Annotated in this window: 14 protein-coding genes; 8 read left to right on the plus strand and 6 right to left on the minus strand. The window is 66.9% G+C overall.

All coding sequences use genetic code 11. The features are described from left to right. The first annotated feature begins 19 nt into the window (after positions 1 to 19). Genes ACOJB8_RS29740 through ACOJB8_RS29755 form a run of 4 tightly spaced genes read left to right on the plus strand, consistent with a single transcriptional unit; the run spans position 20 to position 4713 of the window. Positions 20 to 1147: a sugar ABC transporter substrate-binding protein gene (locus ACOJB8_RS29740; RefSeq protein ID WP_368683461.1), complete on the plus strand. Its 1128-nt coding sequence runs from the start codon at positions 20 to 22 to the stop codon at positions 1145 to 1147. A 37-nt stretch (positions 1148 to 1184) separates the two neighbouring features. Then, positions 1185 to 2753: a sugar ABC transporter ATP-binding protein gene (locus ACOJB8_RS29745; protein WP_475015811.1), complete on the plus strand. Its 1569-nt coding sequence runs from the start codon at positions 1185 to 1187 to the stop codon at positions 2751 to 2753. After that, positions 2750 to 3730 carry an ABC transporter permease gene (locus ACOJB8_RS29750; RefSeq protein ID WP_069265918.1) on the plus strand — a complete coding sequence of 327 codons (981 nt, stop codon included), beginning with the start codon at positions 2750 to 2752 and terminating at the stop codon, positions 3728 to 3730. Before ACOJB8_RS29745 ends, ACOJB8_RS29750 begins: the two co-directional genes overlap by 4 nt. Beyond that, complete coding sequence (locus ACOJB8_RS29755) at positions 3727 to 4713, plus strand: ABC transporter permease (RefSeq protein ID WP_368618717.1); 987 nt, start codon at positions 3727 to 3729, stop codon at positions 4711 to 4713. The genes ACOJB8_RS29750 and ACOJB8_RS29755 overlap by 4 nt, the downstream gene beginning before the upstream one ends. A gap of 54 nt (positions 4714 to 4767) precedes the next feature. Here the strand turns inward: ACOJB8_RS29755 and ACOJB8_RS29760 are convergent, their stop codons facing one another. Beyond that, complete coding sequence (locus ACOJB8_RS29760; RefSeq protein ID WP_368726986.1) at positions 4768 to 5571, minus strand: SDR family NAD(P)-dependent oxidoreductase; 804 nt, start codon at positions 5569 to 5571, stop codon at positions 4768 to 4770. Positions 5572 to 5713: 142 nt separating this feature from the next. On the opposite strand from ACOJB8_RS29760, the gene ACOJB8_RS29765 reads away from it, so the two are divergent. After that, positions 5714 to 6667: a GlxA family transcriptional regulator gene (locus ACOJB8_RS29765; RefSeq protein WP_406952033.1), complete on the plus strand. Its 954-nt coding sequence runs from the start codon at positions 5714 to 5716 to the stop codon at positions 6665 to 6667. Between the two features lie 14 nt (positions 6668 to 6681). Here the strand turns inward: ACOJB8_RS29765 and ACOJB8_RS29770 are convergent, their stop codons facing one another. Together ACOJB8_RS29770 and ACOJB8_RS29775 are read right to left on the minus strand one after the other, a co-directional pair. After that, positions 6682 to 7677, minus strand: a complete 996-nt coding sequence (locus tag ACOJB8_RS29770) for a GlxA family transcriptional regulator (protein ID WP_475015813.1) — start codon at positions 7675 to 7677, stop codon at positions 6682 to 6684. A 21-nt stretch (positions 7678 to 7698) separates the two neighbouring features. Then, a complete protein-coding gene (locus tag ACOJB8_RS29775; RefSeq protein ID WP_475015814.1) occupies positions 7699 to 9114 on the minus strand; it encodes an MFS transporter in 1416 nt (471 codons plus the stop codon). Positions 9115 to 9275: 161 nt separating this feature from the next. Between ACOJB8_RS29775 and ACOJB8_RS29780 the strand changes: the two genes are divergently transcribed. Next, on the plus strand, positions 9276 to 9563 hold the full coding sequence (locus tag ACOJB8_RS29780) for a hypothetical protein (protein WP_475015816.1): 288 nt from the start codon (positions 9276 to 9278) through the stop codon (positions 9561 to 9563). 22 nt (positions 9564 to 9585) lie between these two features. Here ACOJB8_RS29780 and ACOJB8_RS29785 read toward each other — a convergent pair whose 3' ends face one another. From ACOJB8_RS29785 to ACOJB8_RS29795, 3 genes are read right to left on the minus strand one after another with little or no spacing between them, the layout of a single operon-like run. Further along, positions 9586 to 11880 (minus strand): xanthine dehydrogenase family protein molybdopterin-binding subunit, encoded by a 2295-nt coding sequence (locus ACOJB8_RS29785; RefSeq protein WP_475015818.1) that lies wholly within the window; start codon positions 11878 to 11880, stop codon positions 9586 to 9588. Next, complete coding sequence (locus ACOJB8_RS29790; RefSeq protein ID WP_342922072.1) at positions 11877 to 12338, minus strand: (2Fe-2S)-binding protein; 462 nt, start codon at positions 12336 to 12338, stop codon at positions 11877 to 11879. Before ACOJB8_RS29790 ends, ACOJB8_RS29785 begins: the two co-directional genes overlap by 4 nt. Continuing rightward, positions 12335 to 13636, minus strand: a complete 1302-nt coding sequence (locus ACOJB8_RS29795; RefSeq protein WP_475015820.1) for a cytochrome c — start codon at positions 13634 to 13636, stop codon at positions 12335 to 12337. Before ACOJB8_RS29795 ends, ACOJB8_RS29790 begins: the two co-directional genes overlap by 4 nt. A gap of 138 nt (positions 13637 to 13774) precedes the next feature. Between ACOJB8_RS29795 and ACOJB8_RS29800 the strand changes: the two genes are divergently transcribed. Further along, the gene (locus ACOJB8_RS29800) at positions 13775 to 14674 is read left to right on the plus strand and encodes a LysR family transcriptional regulator (protein WP_475015822.1); all 900 of its coding nucleotides are present in this window, start codon (positions 13775 to 13777) and stop codon (positions 14672 to 14674) included. 169 nt (positions 14675 to 14843) lie between these two features. Beyond that, positions 14844 to 16172, plus strand: a complete 1329-nt coding sequence (locus tag ACOJB8_RS29805; protein ID WP_475015824.1) for an MFS transporter — start codon at positions 14844 to 14846, stop codon at positions 16170 to 16172. Positions 16173 to 16177 lie beyond the last annotated feature (5 nt).

Genomic DNA, 16177 nt, shown 5'->3' on the forward strand with positions numbered 1-16177 from the left:
CCGACAAAAAGGAGACAACATGCTTTCAGGAATCCAGGTGCTTCGAGCGGCGGCGACCGCGGCAATGGCGCTGTGCGCAGGCGCGGCTTTCGCGCAGGCATCGATCGTTTCCGGCCCGTCCAGCGACCCAACGTGCATGGTCCCCTGGAAGACCGACACCAAATTCATCAAGTATCCGAAGAAGGGCGGGCCGTATCGCGTCGCGCTCGTGAACGGCTACATCGCCAACACCTGGCGCATCCAGATGATCAAGACGGCCAAGGCCTATACGGCGGAACCGGCCGTCGCCGCCAAGCTCAAGGAGTTCAAGGTCGTCTCGACGGGTGAGGACGTGCCCGCGCAGATCTCGGCCGTCAACAACTTCATCGACGCCGGCTACGACGCGATCATCGTCGACGCGCAGAATCCCGCCTCGTTCGGACCCGCGATCCGCCGCGCGAAGAAAGCCGGCGTCGTGCTGGTCGCGTTCGACAATACGCTCGACAGCGAAGACGCGATCAACGTGGACGTCGACCAGTACGGGCTCGGCGTGCTGTGGGCCAAGTGGCTCGCGACTCATGTGCCCAACGGCGGCAAGGTGCTGGAAGTCCGCGGCGTGGCTGGCACCTCGGTCGACACCGATCGGCACAACGGCTTCACGAAGACGCTCGACGAGACCGGCAAGAAGTGGAACGTCGTGCAGGTCTACGGCAAGTGGGACGACGCGGTCGCGCAGAAGGCCACCGCCGACGCCATCGCCGTGCAGGGCCATTTCGACGGTATTTCGGCGCAGGGCGGCGACACGGGGGTGGTGCGCGCGATGATCGATGCGAAACATCCGTTCGTGCCGTTCGGCGGCGAGACGGAGAACGGCTTTCGCAAGTTCTGCGCGCAGTACGGCGCCCAGGGTCTGAAGTGCACGTCGGCGGGCACTGGTCCCGCGCAGGTGGCCGTGGCGATCAAGACGGCGCTCGCGGCGCTCGATGGACAGACCATTCCCGTGGCGATCAAGCTGCCGCTGGACGTCACCGACGATTCGATGCTGAAGGCGGGCACCAACTATTTCCCGAACGAGTCGGACAACTTCTTCGTGGGCAACTCGTTTCCCACTTGCGGCATCAACTTCTCCGCCCAGGCAATCATGAAGCAGAGCCAGGGCAACCAGTGACCGCGTGATTGCCACGTGACGTGACGGGAGGCGAAGCATGCAGCAGGATGCAGGGCAGCCGTTCTTTCAGATGTCGGGCGTATCGAAAAGCTATGGCGGCGCGGTGGCGCTGGATCATGCGGACCTCGCGGTGCGCCGGGGCCGCATTCACGCGATCCTCGGCGAGAACGGCGCGGGCAAGTCGACGCTGCTGAAGGTGATGTCCGGCGTGGTGCAGCCGGACGAGGGCGTGATGCACCTCGAAGGCCGTGAAGTCGCGTTCGCCTCGCCCGCCGAGGCGAACGCGGCGGGCATCGTCTGCGTGTATCAGGAGCTGTCGCTGATCCCCGACCTGAGCGTGGCCGACAACATCTTCGCGTCGAACCCGCCGCGCCGCTTCGGCATGATCGACCGCCGGGCCCAGCGCCGCCAGGCCGAGGAAGCGCTGGCCCGCGCGGGCGCGGCCGACATCAACCCGCTCGCGAAAGTGCGCGACCTGCCGCTGTCGCGCCAGCAGATGGTCGAGCTGGCCAAGGGGCTCGCGCACGAACCGCGCATCCTGATTCTCGACGAGGCCACCTCGGCGCTGACCGCCGCCGACGTGGCGCGCGTGATCGAGGTGCTCAAGCGGCTGCGCGAAGAGGGGCTCGCGCTGCTCTTCATTTCGCACCGCATGCACGAGGTGAAGGCGCTCGCGGACGAATGCACGGTGTATCGCAATGGCCGTCACGTGATGAGCTTCGAGGCGGGCACGCGCTCGGATAATGAGGTCATCGAAATGATGATCGGGCGGAAATACCAGCATGTCTTCCCCGACAAACCCGCGGAAAAGGCCGAGCGCCCGCCGGTGCTCGCCTGTCACGATCTCGCGTGGAGCGACACGCTGCAGGGCATCAGCTTTTCGCTGCAGCCCGGTGAAATTCTCGGGCTGGGAGGTCTCGACGGGCAAGGGCAGCGCGAACTGTTGCTCGCGCTGTTCGGCGTGCTGCGCGGCTGCGCGGGCAAGATCGAGATCGACGGCAAGGCCGTGTCGATCGGCAGCCCCGTTGCCGCGCGCGCAAAGGGAATCGGCATGGCGCTGATACCGGAGGACCGCAAGACCGAAGGCCTGATGCTGCCGATGTCAGTGCGCGAGAACCTCTCGTTTGCCGCGCTCGATCGCATGTCGACCGCAGGCGTAATCGATCGCGCCCGCCAGCAGTCCTTCGTCGACCGGATGATGGCACTCCTCGCGATCAAATCGCACGGCGTCGACGCGCCCGTGGGCTCTTTATCGGGCGGCAATCAGCAGAAAGTGGTCATCGCGAAGTGGCTGATGCGCAAGCCCAGAATCCTGCTCCTCAGCGACCCGACGCGCGGCATCGACGTGGGCACCAAGCAGGAGCTTTATCAGCTGCTCAGGCGCCTCGCCGACGAAGGCGCCGCGATCCTGTTCTATTCGACCGACTACGACGAACTGATCGGCTGCTGCGATCGCGTGCTCGTGCTGTATGAAGGCAGGATCAAGAAGGAACTCGTCGGGCCGGCGATCACCGAACAGAACCTGATCGCGAGCGCACTGGACCTGCCGGTTGGACAAGTCGGACAGGTTGTGCAGGATTCGCCTTCCACGGGAGTCGCGCCATGAGCGGGCTGCGTTACTGGTATGCGGAAAATCGCGGAACGGTGTTCGCGTTCGGCCTGTTCGTGCTGATGTTCGCGATTTACCTCGTCAACTATCCGTCGAGCTTATCGGCGAACGTGTTTCAGACCGCGGCGAACAAGGCCGTGCTGCTCGCGCTGGTGTCGATGGGGCAGGCGCTCGTCGTGCTCACGGCAGGCATCGACCTCTCGATCGGCATGATGCTCGTGCTGACGAATTGCATCGCCTCGTGGATCGTCACGGGCGACGCGCTGCACAGCGCGCTCGGCATCGTCGGCGTGCTCGCGGCGGGCGCGCTGTGCGGCGCGCTCAACGGCGTGATCATCATTTTCGGCCGCCTGCAGCCGATCGTGACGACGATCGCGACCGGCGCCGTGTTTTACGGGCTGGCGCTGCTGCTGCGCCCCGTGCCCGGCGGCACGATCAACGAAGATCTCGCCGACGCCCTGACAGGCAAGGTCGCGGGCGCCGTGCCGGCGAGTCTGCTGATCCTGATCGCGACCGTGGTGATCGTCTGGATTCCTTTCAAACGCTCGGCGGTGGGCCGCGCGGCGTATGCGACGGGTTCCTCCGAACCCGCGGCCTTCCTCTCCGGCATGCCGATCCGTCGCGCCAAGTTCGCGAGCTATACGCTGGCGGGCCTGCTCGCCGCAATCGGCGGCCTGTTTCTGACCTTCTTCACCGACACCGGCGAAGCGAGCCTTGGCAGCGCGAACTCGTACACGCTCTTTTCGATTGCCGCCGTGGTGATCGGCGGCGTGTCGCTGCTCGGCGGCAAGGGCAGCGCGATCGGCGCGATCTTCGGCGCGTTCGCGTTCCGCTCCATCGGCGACCTGCTGTTCGTCTTCAACGTCGATGCGCTCTGGCAGCCGCTATTCCAGGGCGTGATTCTGCTGCTTGCCGTCGCGATCGGCGCGTGCGGGTTGTTCAGCGTGCGCAACCGTCTGGAGTGGTTCCAATGAGCGGCGTTTCTGCAAGCACCCGTACCACCTTCGTGTCGAGGCTCACGCGCAGGATCGACAAGCCGATCCTGATCTCGTTCGGGTGCATCGTTGCGTTGCTGCTCGTCGGCGGAATGTATTCGCGCAACTTCACGTCGCCGGAATACATCCTGCTGCAGTTGAAGGTCGGCGCGTTTCTCGGCATCATCGCCACCGGCTTGATGATGGTGATTCTGCTCGGCCACATCGACCTCTCGTTGCCGTGGACGATCACGGTGGGCGCAATGATGGCCTGTGCCGTCGCCGGACATGGCGAACTCGGGCAGATTCTCGCGATTCCGGTCGGCATTGGCTGCGGCGTGCTGATCGGCATCGTCAACGGCATTCTCGTCGCACTCCTGCGTATTCCTTCGATGATCGCGACGCTCGCGACCAACGCGGTCGCGCAGGGCATCATGATCGTCTATACGGGCGGATCGTCGCCGCAGGATTCCGCGCCGCTCGTCATGCGCTGGCTCGCAGCGGGCTGGCTCTTGCCGGGCGTGCCGAATGCCGTGGCACTGTGGGTGGTGATCGGGGCCGCGACGATGTTCCTGCTCTCGCGCACGACCTTCGGCCGCACGCTGTACGCGATCGGCAACACCGAGCGCGCGGCGTATCTTTCCGGCATCGATACCCGGCTCGTGACCGTGGCCGCGTTCGCCGTGTGCAGCGCCTTCGCCGCGTTCGGCGGCGTGCTGCTCGCGGGCTATGCGTCGAAGGCCGCGCAGTCGATGGGCGACGCCTACCTGCTGCCCGCGATCGCGGCGGTGGTGCTGGGGGGCACCTCCATTCTGGGCGGCCGCGGGTCGTACCTCGGCACTGTCGCCGGCGCGATCCTCATCACGCTGCTGCAGTCCATTCTCTCGGTCGCGCAAATGCCTGAGGCGGGGCGGCAGATCATCTACGGCGTGGTGATCGCAGCCATGCTGCTGCTGTACGGGCGCAGCAAGCGCGAAGTCTAGGGCGCGGGGGCGAGCCCCCGCTACATGCTCAATCCATCTGAACGAACCGGAACGTCACTGCGCGACGCGATAGCGCGGCGCGGGCGTGTTGCTGGACAGCTGCGTTGACATCGCGCGGCGAGCCGTCTCGAACGCGTTCCATTGCTCCACGTCGTGCAGCGACGGAATCGTCACGGTTTCACCGCGCTCGAAGCCGGTGAGGGCGGCGCGCACCATGTCCTGGGCGGACATGACGATCGCGCTGTCGAGATGTTCGAGCGGCAGGCCGCCCGTCTCCCAGAACTCCGTGGCCGTGGCGCCGGGCAGCACCGCCTGCACGCGGATGCCCTTGCTCGCCAGTTCGTGATGCAGCGACTGGCTGAACGCGAGCACGAAGGCCTTGGTGCCGCCATACACGCCGTTGAGGATCTCGGGCGCGATGCTCACGATGGAAGCGATGTTGATGATCGCCCCCTGGCCGCGCGCGACGAAACCCGGCACGGCCGCATACGTGAGCCGCGTGAGCGCGGTGACGTTCAGCTCGATCATGCGCGTCATGTAATCGACGTCGCTCTCCACGAGCGGCGTGTGCGTGCCGATGCCCGCGTTGTTCACGAGCAGCGTGAGGCTGGCGTCGTCGCGCAGGCGCGCTTCCACGGCGGCGAGATCGTCACGGTCGTTGAGATCGGCGGCGAGCACTTCCACGTCGCGCCGGGTTTCGCTCGTGATGCGCTCCGCGAGCGCGGCGAGCCGGTCGCGATTGCGCGCGACGAGCACGAGGTCGTAGCCCTGGCGCGCGAGTTCGGCGGCATACACGGCGCCGATGCCGGACGATGCGCCGGTGACGAGCGCGGTGCCGCGATGGGTTGGCTGGTTCATGATCAAGCTCCTTGGCGTAGCGGCGCGGGTGGTTAGGTAACGTGCAAGTGGCGCTGCTGTGAATACATTCTGGCCGCGATTGACCGTGGCGCAAATGACGTATAAGGTCGTGATTCAGGACACGCAGCGACAGGAACAGGACATGCACCGCATCGGCTACCTTTTGAGCGACGAATTTCAGGTGATGGCGCTCGCGACCCAAAGCGTTTTCGAATACGCGAACATGATGGCCGACGCGCCGTTCTACGCGATCGAGAACTATTCGGTGGAGGGTGGCGCGGTGCGTTCGTCGCTCGGCATGAGCGTGGAGACGCTGCGCACGCCCGGGCCCGCGCGCAGCCGCGTGGACACCTGGATCGTGGCGGGCGTGAACGACCCGCGTACCGTGGACGCGGAGCCCGCGGTGCTGGCGTTCCTGCGCCGCGCGAGCGGCCGCGCGCGGCGGGTGGCGGGTATCTGCACGGGCGGTTTCGTGCTGGCCGAGGCGGGCCTGCTCGACGGTCGCCGCGCCACCACGCACTGGTACTACGCGCGCGATCTGCAGCAGCGCTTTCCCGAAGTGCGCGTGGAAGACGACCGCATCTATATCGTCGACGGGCCGGTCTGGACTTCGGCGGGCATGACGGCGGGGCTCGATCTCGCGCTTGCCATGGTCGAACGCGACCTCGGCGCTGAGACGGCGCGCTCGGTGGCGCACAAGCTCGTCATGCACCAGCGGCGCTCGGGCGGCCAGTCGCAGCATTCCGAAATGCTCGCGCTCGCGCCGAAATCGGACCGCATTCAGAACGCGCTCGACTACGCGCGCCGCAACCTGAGCAGCGCGCTCACGGTGGAGCAGCTTGCGGAGGCCGTGCACCTGAGCCCGCGCCAGTTCAGCCGCGTGTTCACAGCAGAAACGGGGCAGTCGCCGGCGCGCGCCGTGGAAGGCCTGCGTCTCGAGGCGGCGCGCCTCATGATCGAACAGAGCACGCATCCGCTCGATGTCATCGCACGCGAGACCGGCTTTCGCGACCGGCGGCACATGCGCGAAGCGTTCGTGCGTGGGTTCGGCGTGCCGCCGCAGGCGGTGCGGCGCGAGGTGCGGGCGGGGGCGTAGGCGCAACGAGGCTGCTAGGTATCGGCCTTTGCGGTGCGTTTGGCTTTTGCTGCGACAGCGCCGAAGTGCGCGCGATATTGCTGCGGCGTGGTGCCCAGCTTGCGCTTGAATGCCACGCGCAATTGGTCGGCGTCGCGCATGCCGCATCGAAAGGCCACCGTCTTCAACGGCGCCGTGCTGTTTTCCAGCATCACGCGCGCGGCGTCGATGCGTGCGCTCTCGACAAATTCGGCGGGCGTCACATTGGTGTCGCGCACAAAAATTCTCGCGAAGTTTCGCTTGCTCATCTGCGCGACGCCGGCGAGCACCTCAACGCCAAGATCTTCATTCAGATGCCCGATCACGTACTGCTGCACCTGGGCGATGGGCGACGTCGCTTCCGCGTAGGGCGTGAGATACGGGCTGAACTGCGACTGGCCGCCCGCGCGCTGCACGAACACCACGAGCCGTCGCGCCACCTTCAGCGCGATTTCGGGGCCGTGATCCTGAGCGAGCAGGTACAGCGAGAGATCGATGCCCGCCGTCACGCCCGCCGACGTATAGAGATTGCCGTCCTGAATGAAGATGCGGTCGAATTCGACGTTCGCGGTCGGACACATTGCGGCGAGCGCGGCCGCGTCGTTCCAGTGTGTCGTCACCGTGCGCCCGTCGAGCAAGCCCGCGCGTCCCAGCGTCAGCGCGCCGTTGCAGATGGACCCGAAGCGCCGGGCGCGTGCGCTGGCTTCGCGCAGCCACGCGTGCGCCGCATCGGCGAGCGGCTGCTCTACGAGCGAGGGTCCGCCCGCCACGAGCAGCAAATCGTAATGGCCGCGTGCTTCGTCGAAGTAACCGTCCGCGCCGATGCGTACACCGCTGGAACAGCGCACGGTGTCGCGTTCCGTTGCGATCAGCTCGAGCTCGTATTGCGCCTCGGGCGGCAGCAGGCGATTGGCCTCCGAGAAGACGTCGGTGGGCCCGAACACGTCGAGGGCCTGGACGCCTGGGAAGACGAGAAGCGCAACGGTCAGCATCGTGTTGAACGCAGAACGGAGTCAGGGGTTGGAGGCGCGCGGGCGTCGCGCGAGAATGTGCGCGCCCGCGCTGCGCGGCAGCAGCACGCTGTCGACCACGCCCAGCGCCGCGAGCGCCGTGATGAACCAGAACGCGAGATGGAAGTCGGCGGCGCCCGCCGTGCCTGCATGCGCGCCGCGCAGCGCCTCGGCAACCGAAAGCGCCAGCGCGCCCACGGCGATCCCCATGCCGGCGTTCATCTGCTGCAGTACGGAGAAGAGCGTCGTCGCGTCGCGCATCTGCGCCTGGGGCACGTCGGCGAAACCGATGGTGTTCAGCGCGGTGAACTGCATCGAGCGCACGAGGCCGCTGAAAAACAGCAATGCGGCCACGACGACGCGCGGTGTATCCGCGCCGAGCAGCGTGAAGCCCGCGAAGCCGAGCGCGACCAGCGTGCCGTTGCCGATCAGCACGGTGCGAAAGCCGAAGCGGTTCATGACCCACGTGGTGCCCGGCTTCATGCACAGATTGCCGGCGAACAGCCAGAGCAGCAGCGCGCCCGATGCCACGGCGCTCCATCCGAACGCCACCTGGAACATGAGCGGCAGCAGAAACGGCGCAGTGCCGATGGCCGTGCGAAACAGCGAGCCGCCGAACACGGTTACGCGAAACGTGTTGATCTTCACGGGCGCGAGATCGAACAGCGGATGCGGCACGCGCCGCAAATGCACGACGGCCGCCGCCAACAGCGCGATGCCCGCCACGCACGTGCCGATCGACACGGGCGCGGCGACGTCGGAGCGGCTCGCCATCTCGATGCCGCTCATGACGGACGCGAAGCCGAGGCCGCTCAGCACGAAGCCGAAGGTATCGAAGCGGCGCGGTTGCGTGTGCTCGTCGCGCAGCAGCAGCAGTGCGGCCACGAGCGCGGCCACGCCGAGCGGCAGGTTGAGCAGGAAGATCCAGTGCCAGCTCCAGTGCGTGCTGATCCAGCCGCCGAGCGGCGGCCCGAGAATCGGCGCGACCAGCGCGGGCCAGGTGAGGATCGCGATGGCGCGCACGATCTCGTGCTTCGGCGTGTCGCGCAGCACGACGAGCCGGCCCACCGGCACCATCATCGCGCCGCCCAGTCCCTGCAGCACGCGCGCGGCGGTGAAGGCGAACAGGCCCGAACTCAGCGCGCACAGCAGCGAGGCCACGCTGAATACCGTGATGGCCGTGGCGAACACGCGCCGCGCGCCGAAGCGCTCGGCGAACCAGCCGCTCACGGGGATGAACATCGTCAGCGCGACGAGATACGCGGAGACGCCGATCGAGAGATACGCGGGCGCCGTGTGAAAGTCGCGCGCGATGATGGGCAGCGAGGTGGTGATGACGGTGGCGTCGAGGTTCTCCATGAAGAACGTTGCGGCCACAAGGAATGCGACGGCGGTGCGGCGATCGAGGGCGTGCGGCATCAGGCGTGTTCCAGGATTTTCCGGGCGTGATTCGTGGTCGGCCGCCGGATTCGGCACGGAGTGTCCCCCATTCTACTGAAGTTGGCCCCGCTTCCGCTGGCACGGTCCCTGCGTGATCAGGCTGGACCATGCGATATCCATCGCGAAGGGAGGTCGACACGATGAGCAACCAGTCCGACGAGTCCGAACATACCGAAAAGCCCGACGATGCGCCGGAACCGCGCGGCACGGATCTGCCCAGGCCTATTGGGGACGCTGTGCCCGCACCGACCTCGCCCGGTCTCGACCAGCCGTTGCCGCCCAAGACGTTGCCAACTGAGGAGGCGGGCGAGGACCCGGGCGAGAAAGATCGAGCGTCGCGCAACGATATTTCCAGGCCGCTGGGCGACGCGGTGCCCACACCGGTCGAGCCGGGCCTCGACCAGCCTCTGCCGCCTAAAAAGCACTAGCGAAACAAAAGCGGCGGTTTGGCTACGCCTTGAGCGCATTGCGCGACTTCGCCCCGAGCAGCGGCAAGTCGCGGATTCTCACACCGGTCGCGTCGGCAATCGCGTTGGCGAGCGCCGCCGCGGCCGGTCCTTGCGCCGCTTCGCCCACGCCGAGGAACGGCAGGCCGGGGCGGTCGATCAGCACAACCTCCACGCGCCTGGGCACCGACGCGAAGCGCATGATCGGGTAAGTGCTCCAGTCGAAGCTCGTAATCCGTTCACGGTCGAACTGCGTTTCCTCAAAGAGCGTCCAACTCGTGGACTGCAGGATGCCGCCTTCGACCTGGTTGCGCACGCCGTCCGGATTCACGATCTGGCCGCAGTCGATGGCCGCGACCACGCGCTCGACATGCACCTCGCCGGTATCGCGCACGACGGTCACGTCCATCGCAATGGCCAGGTAGGCCATCAGGTTCTTGTATTGGGCGAATGCAAAGCCGGAGCCGGACGCGTGCACATCCGGGTGCGTCCCGCGTGTGGTACGCGCTCGCCAGCCGGATCGATCGGCCACGGCATGGATGACCGCTTGCGCGCGCGGATCGTCGAGATGCTTGAGACGGAACGCGACAGGGTCCGCGTGCGCGGCGCCCGCAAGCTCGTCGATAAAGCTCTCGATAGCGAACACGTTCATATGCGCGCCGAGCGAGCGCATGGCCGAAACGCGTATCGGCATGTCGGGCAGGAAATGATGCTGCACGTGCAGGCTCGGCACGCGGTAGAGCGGAATGCTGTTGCGGTCGCCGCCGCCTTCCGGCATGGGAATCGGCTTGGGCGGCGCGGGCGTGAACGGTTGCGCGAGCAACTGCGCAGGCAGCAGCCGGCCCGCGTTCTCGATGCGGTTGTTATGGGTATTGCTCCATAGTTCGTATTGCCAGGCGACGATCGAACCGCCGGCATCGAGCGACGCGCTCGCCTCCACCGTCATCGCGGGACCGAATGGCTCCCACAGGTGCTCCTGCTCGCGCATGAACTGCACGCGCACCGGGCGGCCGGGCAGCTCGCGGGCGATGAGCGCGGCGTCACCGGCGGCGTCGTCCGCGCCGTTGTGTCCGTAGCAGCCCGAACCCTCCACGTGCACGCAGCGCACCTTCTCGCGCGGCATGCCGAGCATCCCGGCAATGCCGGCGCGCAGCGGGTAGACGCCTTGCGTGTGTGTCCATACCGTCATGACGCCGTTGTCGAGGTGCGCGAGCGCGCACGACGGCCCAATCGATCCGTGCGTCAAATAGGGCTTCGAATAGCGGGCTTTCAGTGTCGCCGCCGGCTGGCTTGCGGGCGTGCCCTGGTCCGCCACGACGATTTCCTGTGCCGGCAGATTCATGAGAAACGCGTGAATGGTGGCCGGATCGGGCAGTGGCGGGCCGGGCTGCCATTGCGCCGCAAGCGCGAGTTCGCGCATGGCGACGATGGCGCGCCACTCGTCGTCGGCGACCACGGCGAGGTAATCGCCGTTGCGCACGACCTTGACGACGCCGGGCAGCGCGGCCACGCGCGCGCTATCGACGGCAACGAGCCGCGCGCCATAGGAAGGCGGCCGCACGACACGCGCATGCAGCAGGCCGGCGAGCCGCAGGTCCTGAACATAGCTCGCGCCGCCCGTGACCTTGCCCGGAATATCCACGCGCGGCAGCGTCTGCCCGATCACGGCGTAATGCGCGGGCGGCTTTGTCGCGGCGTTGGGCTGCGCGTCCTGATGCAGGTTCGCGTGCTGCACCGCTTCGCCATAGCTCACGCGCCTTCCGTCGGCGGCGACGATCGCGCCGTCGCGCGTGCTGAGTTCGGCGGCGTCGATGCCCAACTGCGCCGCTGCGCTTTCGACGAGCAGCGTGCGCACCTGGGCCGCTGCGTTGAGGATGGCCGTGCCGCTGTCCGCCATCGTGTGACTGCCCGCCGTGTAGCCCTCGTTTGGCGTGGCAGCCGTATCGGCCGTGACCAGTTCGATCGCATGAGGCCCGAGGTCGAGTTCTTCGGCGGCGAGTTGCAGGAGTGCCGTGCGAACGCCGGTGCCCAGTTCCACCTTGCCCGTGAACACGCTCACGTGGCCGTCGGGGTCGACCTTGATCCACGCGTCGAGCGATGGCGTGGTCTTGAGGCTGCCGGGCAGCTTCGGTGCGCCCGCATGGAAGGTGCCCGCTTCGGTGGTGGTTTGGGCGAGCGCGGCCATGCCGGGCACGATGGCGAAGCTCACCATCAGCGAGCCGCCCAAGAGGAAACGGCGGCGCGCGGCGTCGTCGGGACCGCCAGGGTCGAGCGAAGACGATGGGCGTGTGCGGCTCATGACTGCGTGCCTGCCGTCACTTGCCGGATCGCCGCGAGGATGCGCATATGCGTGCCGCAGCGGCACAGATTCGGCTGCATATAGCGGCGAATCTCGTCGTCGGTGGCGTGCGGCGTGCGTTCCAGGAGGGTTTGCGCACGCATGATCATGCCCGCGATGCAATAGCCGCATTGCGCGGCCTGCTGGTCGATAAAGGCCTGTTGCAGCGGCCCCGGATGATCCGCGCTGCCGAGTCCTTCGACGGTGCGCACGGGCCGCTCGCCCACGGCCACGACCGGCAGCAGGCACGAGAACACCGGCTCGCCGCCCACGCTCACCGTGCACGCGCCGCATTGGCCGAGTCCGCAGCCGAACTTCGCGCCATTGAGCCGCAACTGGTTGCGCAGCACATAGAGCAGCGGCGTGGACGGATCGGCATCGACGGTATGGCTGACGCCGTTGACGTTGAGCGTAATCATCGTGATGGGCTTTCCTTGCGTAGACGCGCCACGGCCTGGGCATCGAGCGCGGACCAGGGACCAAGCGCGCTGAAGCGCGCGCGCGTGTAGTTGGCAAGCTCCGCGATCTGCGCGTCCGTGAACGTGCCGGCGAATGGCGGCATGAAAGATCCCGCCTCGCTCTCGTGCCAGGCGATGCCGTCGAGCAGGATGCGCACCATGTTGCGCGGGCTGTCGGCGTTGACGGCGGTGGAGCGTGACAGCGACGGACGATGGCCGTCGGTCGACATCGCCGCGCCTTCAGCGTGGCACGACGCGCAGGCCGCGGCGAACAGGGTAGCGCCGCTGGCGGGCGCGGTCGAGACATGGACGCTGGCGGCGGCAGGCGGCGCGGCGGCATGCGGGTTGGACGGCAGTGTCAGCAGATAGGCGGCGATGGCGTCGATGTCTTCGGGAGCGGCATCGGCGAGCGAGCGCGTCACCGTACGCATCGGGCCGGCCGCCGCACCGTGCTCGCTGGCGTAGCCCGTACGCAGATAGTTCGTCAGTTGTGCTTGCGTCCAGGGTCTTGGGCGTGCCGTGAGCTCGGTCAGCGCGGGTGCGTCCCAACCCTCGAGGGTGCCGCCTTGCAACGCATGGTCGCGGCGCTCGGCGCCGAGATGGTTGAGCGGCGTGTGGCACGCGCCGCAATGACCGAGGCTTTCGACGAGATAGCGGCCGCGCGCGACTTCCGGCGCTTGTGCGTCCGTCGACGTGGCAGAAGCCGCAGACGCAGGAGGCAGATAGAGCTGATTCCACACGGCCATGAGCGGCCGCAACCCCAGCGGAAACCTCAGCGCATTGTGCGGCGCTGGCGCATTGACGCTCGCGCGGTTCATCAGCCACGCATAGAGCGCGGCGATATCGGCGTCGCTCATCTGCGCGAAGTGCGGATACGGAAACGCGGGATAGAGCAGATGCCCGTCGCGCGACACGCCGCGCCGCATCGCACGCGTGAACGCGTCGAGCGACCAGTCGCCGATGCCGGTGTCCTTGTCCGGGGTGATGTTGGTCGAGTAGATCACGCCGAAGGGCGTTCGCAGCGGCAGGCCGCCCGCGAGCGGCTGACCGCCCGTCGCGGTATGGCACGTCATGCAGTTGCCGATGGCCGCGAGCTTCGCGCCGCGCGCGACGGCTTCGGCGTTGCCCGCCGGCGGCGAGGGCGCGGCCACCGGTGCGAGCTCGCGTTCCCAGGCGCGCGCAACGTGGCCGCCATAGGCGGCAGCGAGCGCAACAAGAACGACGGCCACGACCGCGATCCGTACCCGCCTGCCTTTCATCGAGCCTCCAGAGCCGAGAGGGCCATCGCTGCGCATGGCGATCGGCATGCGCCGTTCGATCGCGAGCAAATGACGTGCCTGGTCTGCTGCTTGTTCGCTGTATTACGATGCTGGGCAAATCGATACGGAGAGGACGAGATGAACGAGCTTCGGGGCCTGCAGTGTTTCGTGACACTCGCCGAGGAACTGAACTTCAGCCGCGCCGCGGAGCGTCTGCACATTGCGCAGCCGGCCTTGAGCCAGCAGATCCGCGCCCTCGAGGACCGGGTGGGCACGCAACTGATCGATCGCACGCGCCGCCCGCTGCGCCTGACGGAAGCGGGCCAGTACCTCGCCACCGAGGCGCGGCAGATTCTCGGTTCGCTCGCCGAGGTGACGCACGGCGCGCTGGAGATCGGCGTGGGCCGGCGCGGCTGGCTCAGTGTCGGCTTCACGCGCTCGTCGATGTACAGCGTGCTGCCGCCCGCGCTCAAGGCGTTTCATCAGGCGTATCCGCAGGTCGAGCTCAAGCTGTTCGAAATGCTGACCGACGAGCAGACCGACGCGCTGCGCGACATGCGCATCCATGTCGGCATCGGGCGCCAGCCGCTCGCCGTGCCCGGTTACACGACCTTGCCGCTGCTGCGCGAGCGGCTCGTGGTGTTGATGGCGTCGGATCACCCGCTCGCCAAACGAAAGATGGTGCGCATCGACGAACTCGCCGATACGCCGTTGATCCTCTACCCGAAGCATCAGAACGCGCAGTTCAAGCGCACGGTTCAGGCGCTCTACCGCGATGCGGGCGTGACGCCCCTCGTCGCGCACCAGGCCTATGAGATCCAGACCGCCATCGCGCTCGTGGCGGCGGGGCTCGGCGTGACCGTGGTGGGCGAGTCAGTGGCGCGGCATGGCCGCGCCGACGTCGTGGCGCGCCACCTCGATGGCCCCGGCGCTTCACAGCGCACCGTGCTGGCCGCGACGTTCCGCAGCGACGACGCCTCGCCGCATCTGCGCGCGTTTCTCGAATGCCTGCCGCCGCCGCTCGCCGGCACACTATAAGCGCACGCTTATAGAAGCATAAGCATCGCGTCTTGGACTCGACGCCCCCCGCTTCTTATTATCGAAACTCAGGCGCCCTGTCTCGCGGGGTGCCGCCGGCAGCGCTCACCGCTGCCGGCCGATAACTATGCAGCGACGGCACTGTCCGTCGCCATGAAGCGGAGACAGCATGAGTCACTTCGATGAAGCAGCAACCATGCGAAAGGTTTACAAGCGGCTCGTGCCGCTCCTTTTCTGCATGATGTTTTTCAATTATCTGGACCGTATCAATATCGGTTTCGCCGCACTCGACATGAACTCGGACATGGGCTTCGACCCGGCCGTGTTCGGCTTTGCGGGCAGTATTTTCTTTGTCGGCTACATGCTGCTGGAAGTGCCCAGCAACCTGTTGTTGCACCGCGTGGGCGCGCGCCGCTGGATCGCGCGCATTCTGCTCACGTGGGGCGCCGTTGCGGCCGCAACGGCCTTCGTGTTCAACGCGTCGAGCTTCTACGTGCTGCGCTTTTTGCTTGGCGTGATGGAAGCGGGCTTTCTGCCCGGTATCGCCGTGTATCTGACCTACTGGTTTCCGGAGCGCTACCGCGCCCGCGCCGTGGGCGGGTACATCATCGCGGGATCGTTCTCGGCCGTGCTGGGCGGCCCGCTTTCGACCGCGGTCATGACTTGCGCGAACGGCGTGCTGGGCATGCACGGCTGGCAGTGGATGTTCATTATCGAAGGCGTGCCCGCCATGCTGCTCGGCCTCGTCACGCTGCGCATCATGACTGAGCGCCCGGCGGACGCCGACTGGCTTTCGGCGCAAGAGAAGCGATGGCTCGAAGCCACGCTCGCCACGGAGCGCGAGGCGCTGGGCGGCCATCGGCATTTCCCGCTGCTGAAGGTGGCGAGCGATATTCGCGTCTGGAGCCTCGCCTGCCTGTTCGGCTGCGCGCTGGTCGGCATTTATGGGCTGTTCCTGTGGCTGCCGCAGATCGTGAAAAGCCTTGGCCACCTCAACAATATCGAAGTGGGCTTCCTCTCTGCGGCGCCGCCGCTGCTGGGCGTGCTGGGCACGTACCTCGTGAGCCGCAGCTCGGACCGCACCGGCGACCGCAAGTACCACCTCGCATTCGTCTACGGCATGAGCGCACTGGCGATTGCGGGCAGCGCGTATGCGCCGAATCCGCTGCTGGCGTATGCGCTGCTTTGCGTGACGGGCCTTTTCATCTATGCGGGCAACCCGCTGTTCTGGAGCCTTGCCGCTTCGTTCAGAACCGGTGCGGCGGGCGCGGCGACGATCGCGCTCATCAACACGATCGCCCAGTTCGGCGGCGTGGTGGGGCCGTGGACCATCGGTCTCGTGCGTCACGCCACCGGCAGCTTCAAGCTCGCGCTGCTCACCATTGCCGCTTTCCTCGTGGTCGCCACGCTCATCGCCATCGTGATGCGCGTGAAGCCCGCCGAGCGCGGCGCCTCGAACCCGGCGCTCGTTGGCCACGACGAAGCGACGGAAAGCTGATCTCA

This window comes from Paraburkholderia sp. BR10141 (genome assembly GCF_056155635.1).

Excerpts from the sequence above, each read along its gene's own strand:
- ACOJB8_RS29740 (WP_368683461.1), top strand. The coding sequence starts at position 20 with ATGCTTTCAGGAATCCAGGTGCTTCGAGCGGCGGCGACCGCGGCAATG.
- ACOJB8_RS29745 (WP_475015811.1), top strand. The coding sequence starts at position 1,185 with ATGCAGCAGGATGCAGGGCAGCCGTTCTTTCAGATGTCGGGCGTATCG.
- ACOJB8_RS29750 (WP_069265918.1), top strand. The coding sequence starts at position 2,750 with ATGAGCGGGCTGCGTTACTGGTATGCGGAAAATCGCGGAACGGTGTTC.
- ACOJB8_RS29755 (WP_368618717.1), top strand. The coding sequence starts at position 3,727 with ATGAGCGGCGTTTCTGCAAGCACCCGTACCACCTTCGTGTCGAGGCTC.
- ACOJB8_RS29760 (WP_368726986.1), bottom strand. The coding sequence starts at position 5,571 with ATGAACCAGCCAACCCATCGCGGCACCGCGCTCGTCACCGGCGCATCG.
- ACOJB8_RS29765 (WP_406952033.1), top strand. The coding sequence starts at position 5,714 with ATGCACCGCATCGGCTACCTTTTGAGCGACGAATTTCAGGTGATGGCG.
- ACOJB8_RS29770 (WP_475015813.1), bottom strand. The coding sequence starts at position 7,677 with ATGCTGACCGTTGCGCTTCTCGTCTTCCCAGGCGTCCAGGCCCTCGAC.
- ACOJB8_RS29775 (WP_475015814.1), bottom strand. The coding sequence starts at position 9,114 with ATGCCGCACGCCCTCGATCGCCGCACCGCCGTCGCATTCCTTGTGGCC.
- ACOJB8_RS29780 (WP_475015816.1), top strand. The coding sequence starts at position 9,276 with ATGAGCAACCAGTCCGACGAGTCCGAACATACCGAAAAGCCCGACGAT.
- ACOJB8_RS29785 (WP_475015818.1), bottom strand. The coding sequence starts at position 11,880 with ATGAGCCGCACACGCCCATCGTCTTCGCTCGACCCTGGCGGTCCCGAC.
- ACOJB8_RS29790 (WP_342922072.1), bottom strand. The coding sequence starts at position 12,338 with ATGATTACGCTCAACGTCAACGGCGTCAGCCATACCGTCGATGCCGAT.
- ACOJB8_RS29795 (WP_475015820.1), bottom strand. The coding sequence starts at position 13,636 with ATGAAAGGCAGGCGGGTACGGATCGCGGTCGTGGCCGTCGTTCTTGTT.
- ACOJB8_RS29800 (WP_475015822.1), top strand. The coding sequence starts at position 13,775 with ATGAACGAGCTTCGGGGCCTGCAGTGTTTCGTGACACTCGCCGAGGAA.
- ACOJB8_RS29805 (WP_475015824.1), top strand. The coding sequence starts at position 14,844 with ATGAGTCACTTCGATGAAGCAGCAACCATGCGAAAGGTTTACAAGCGG.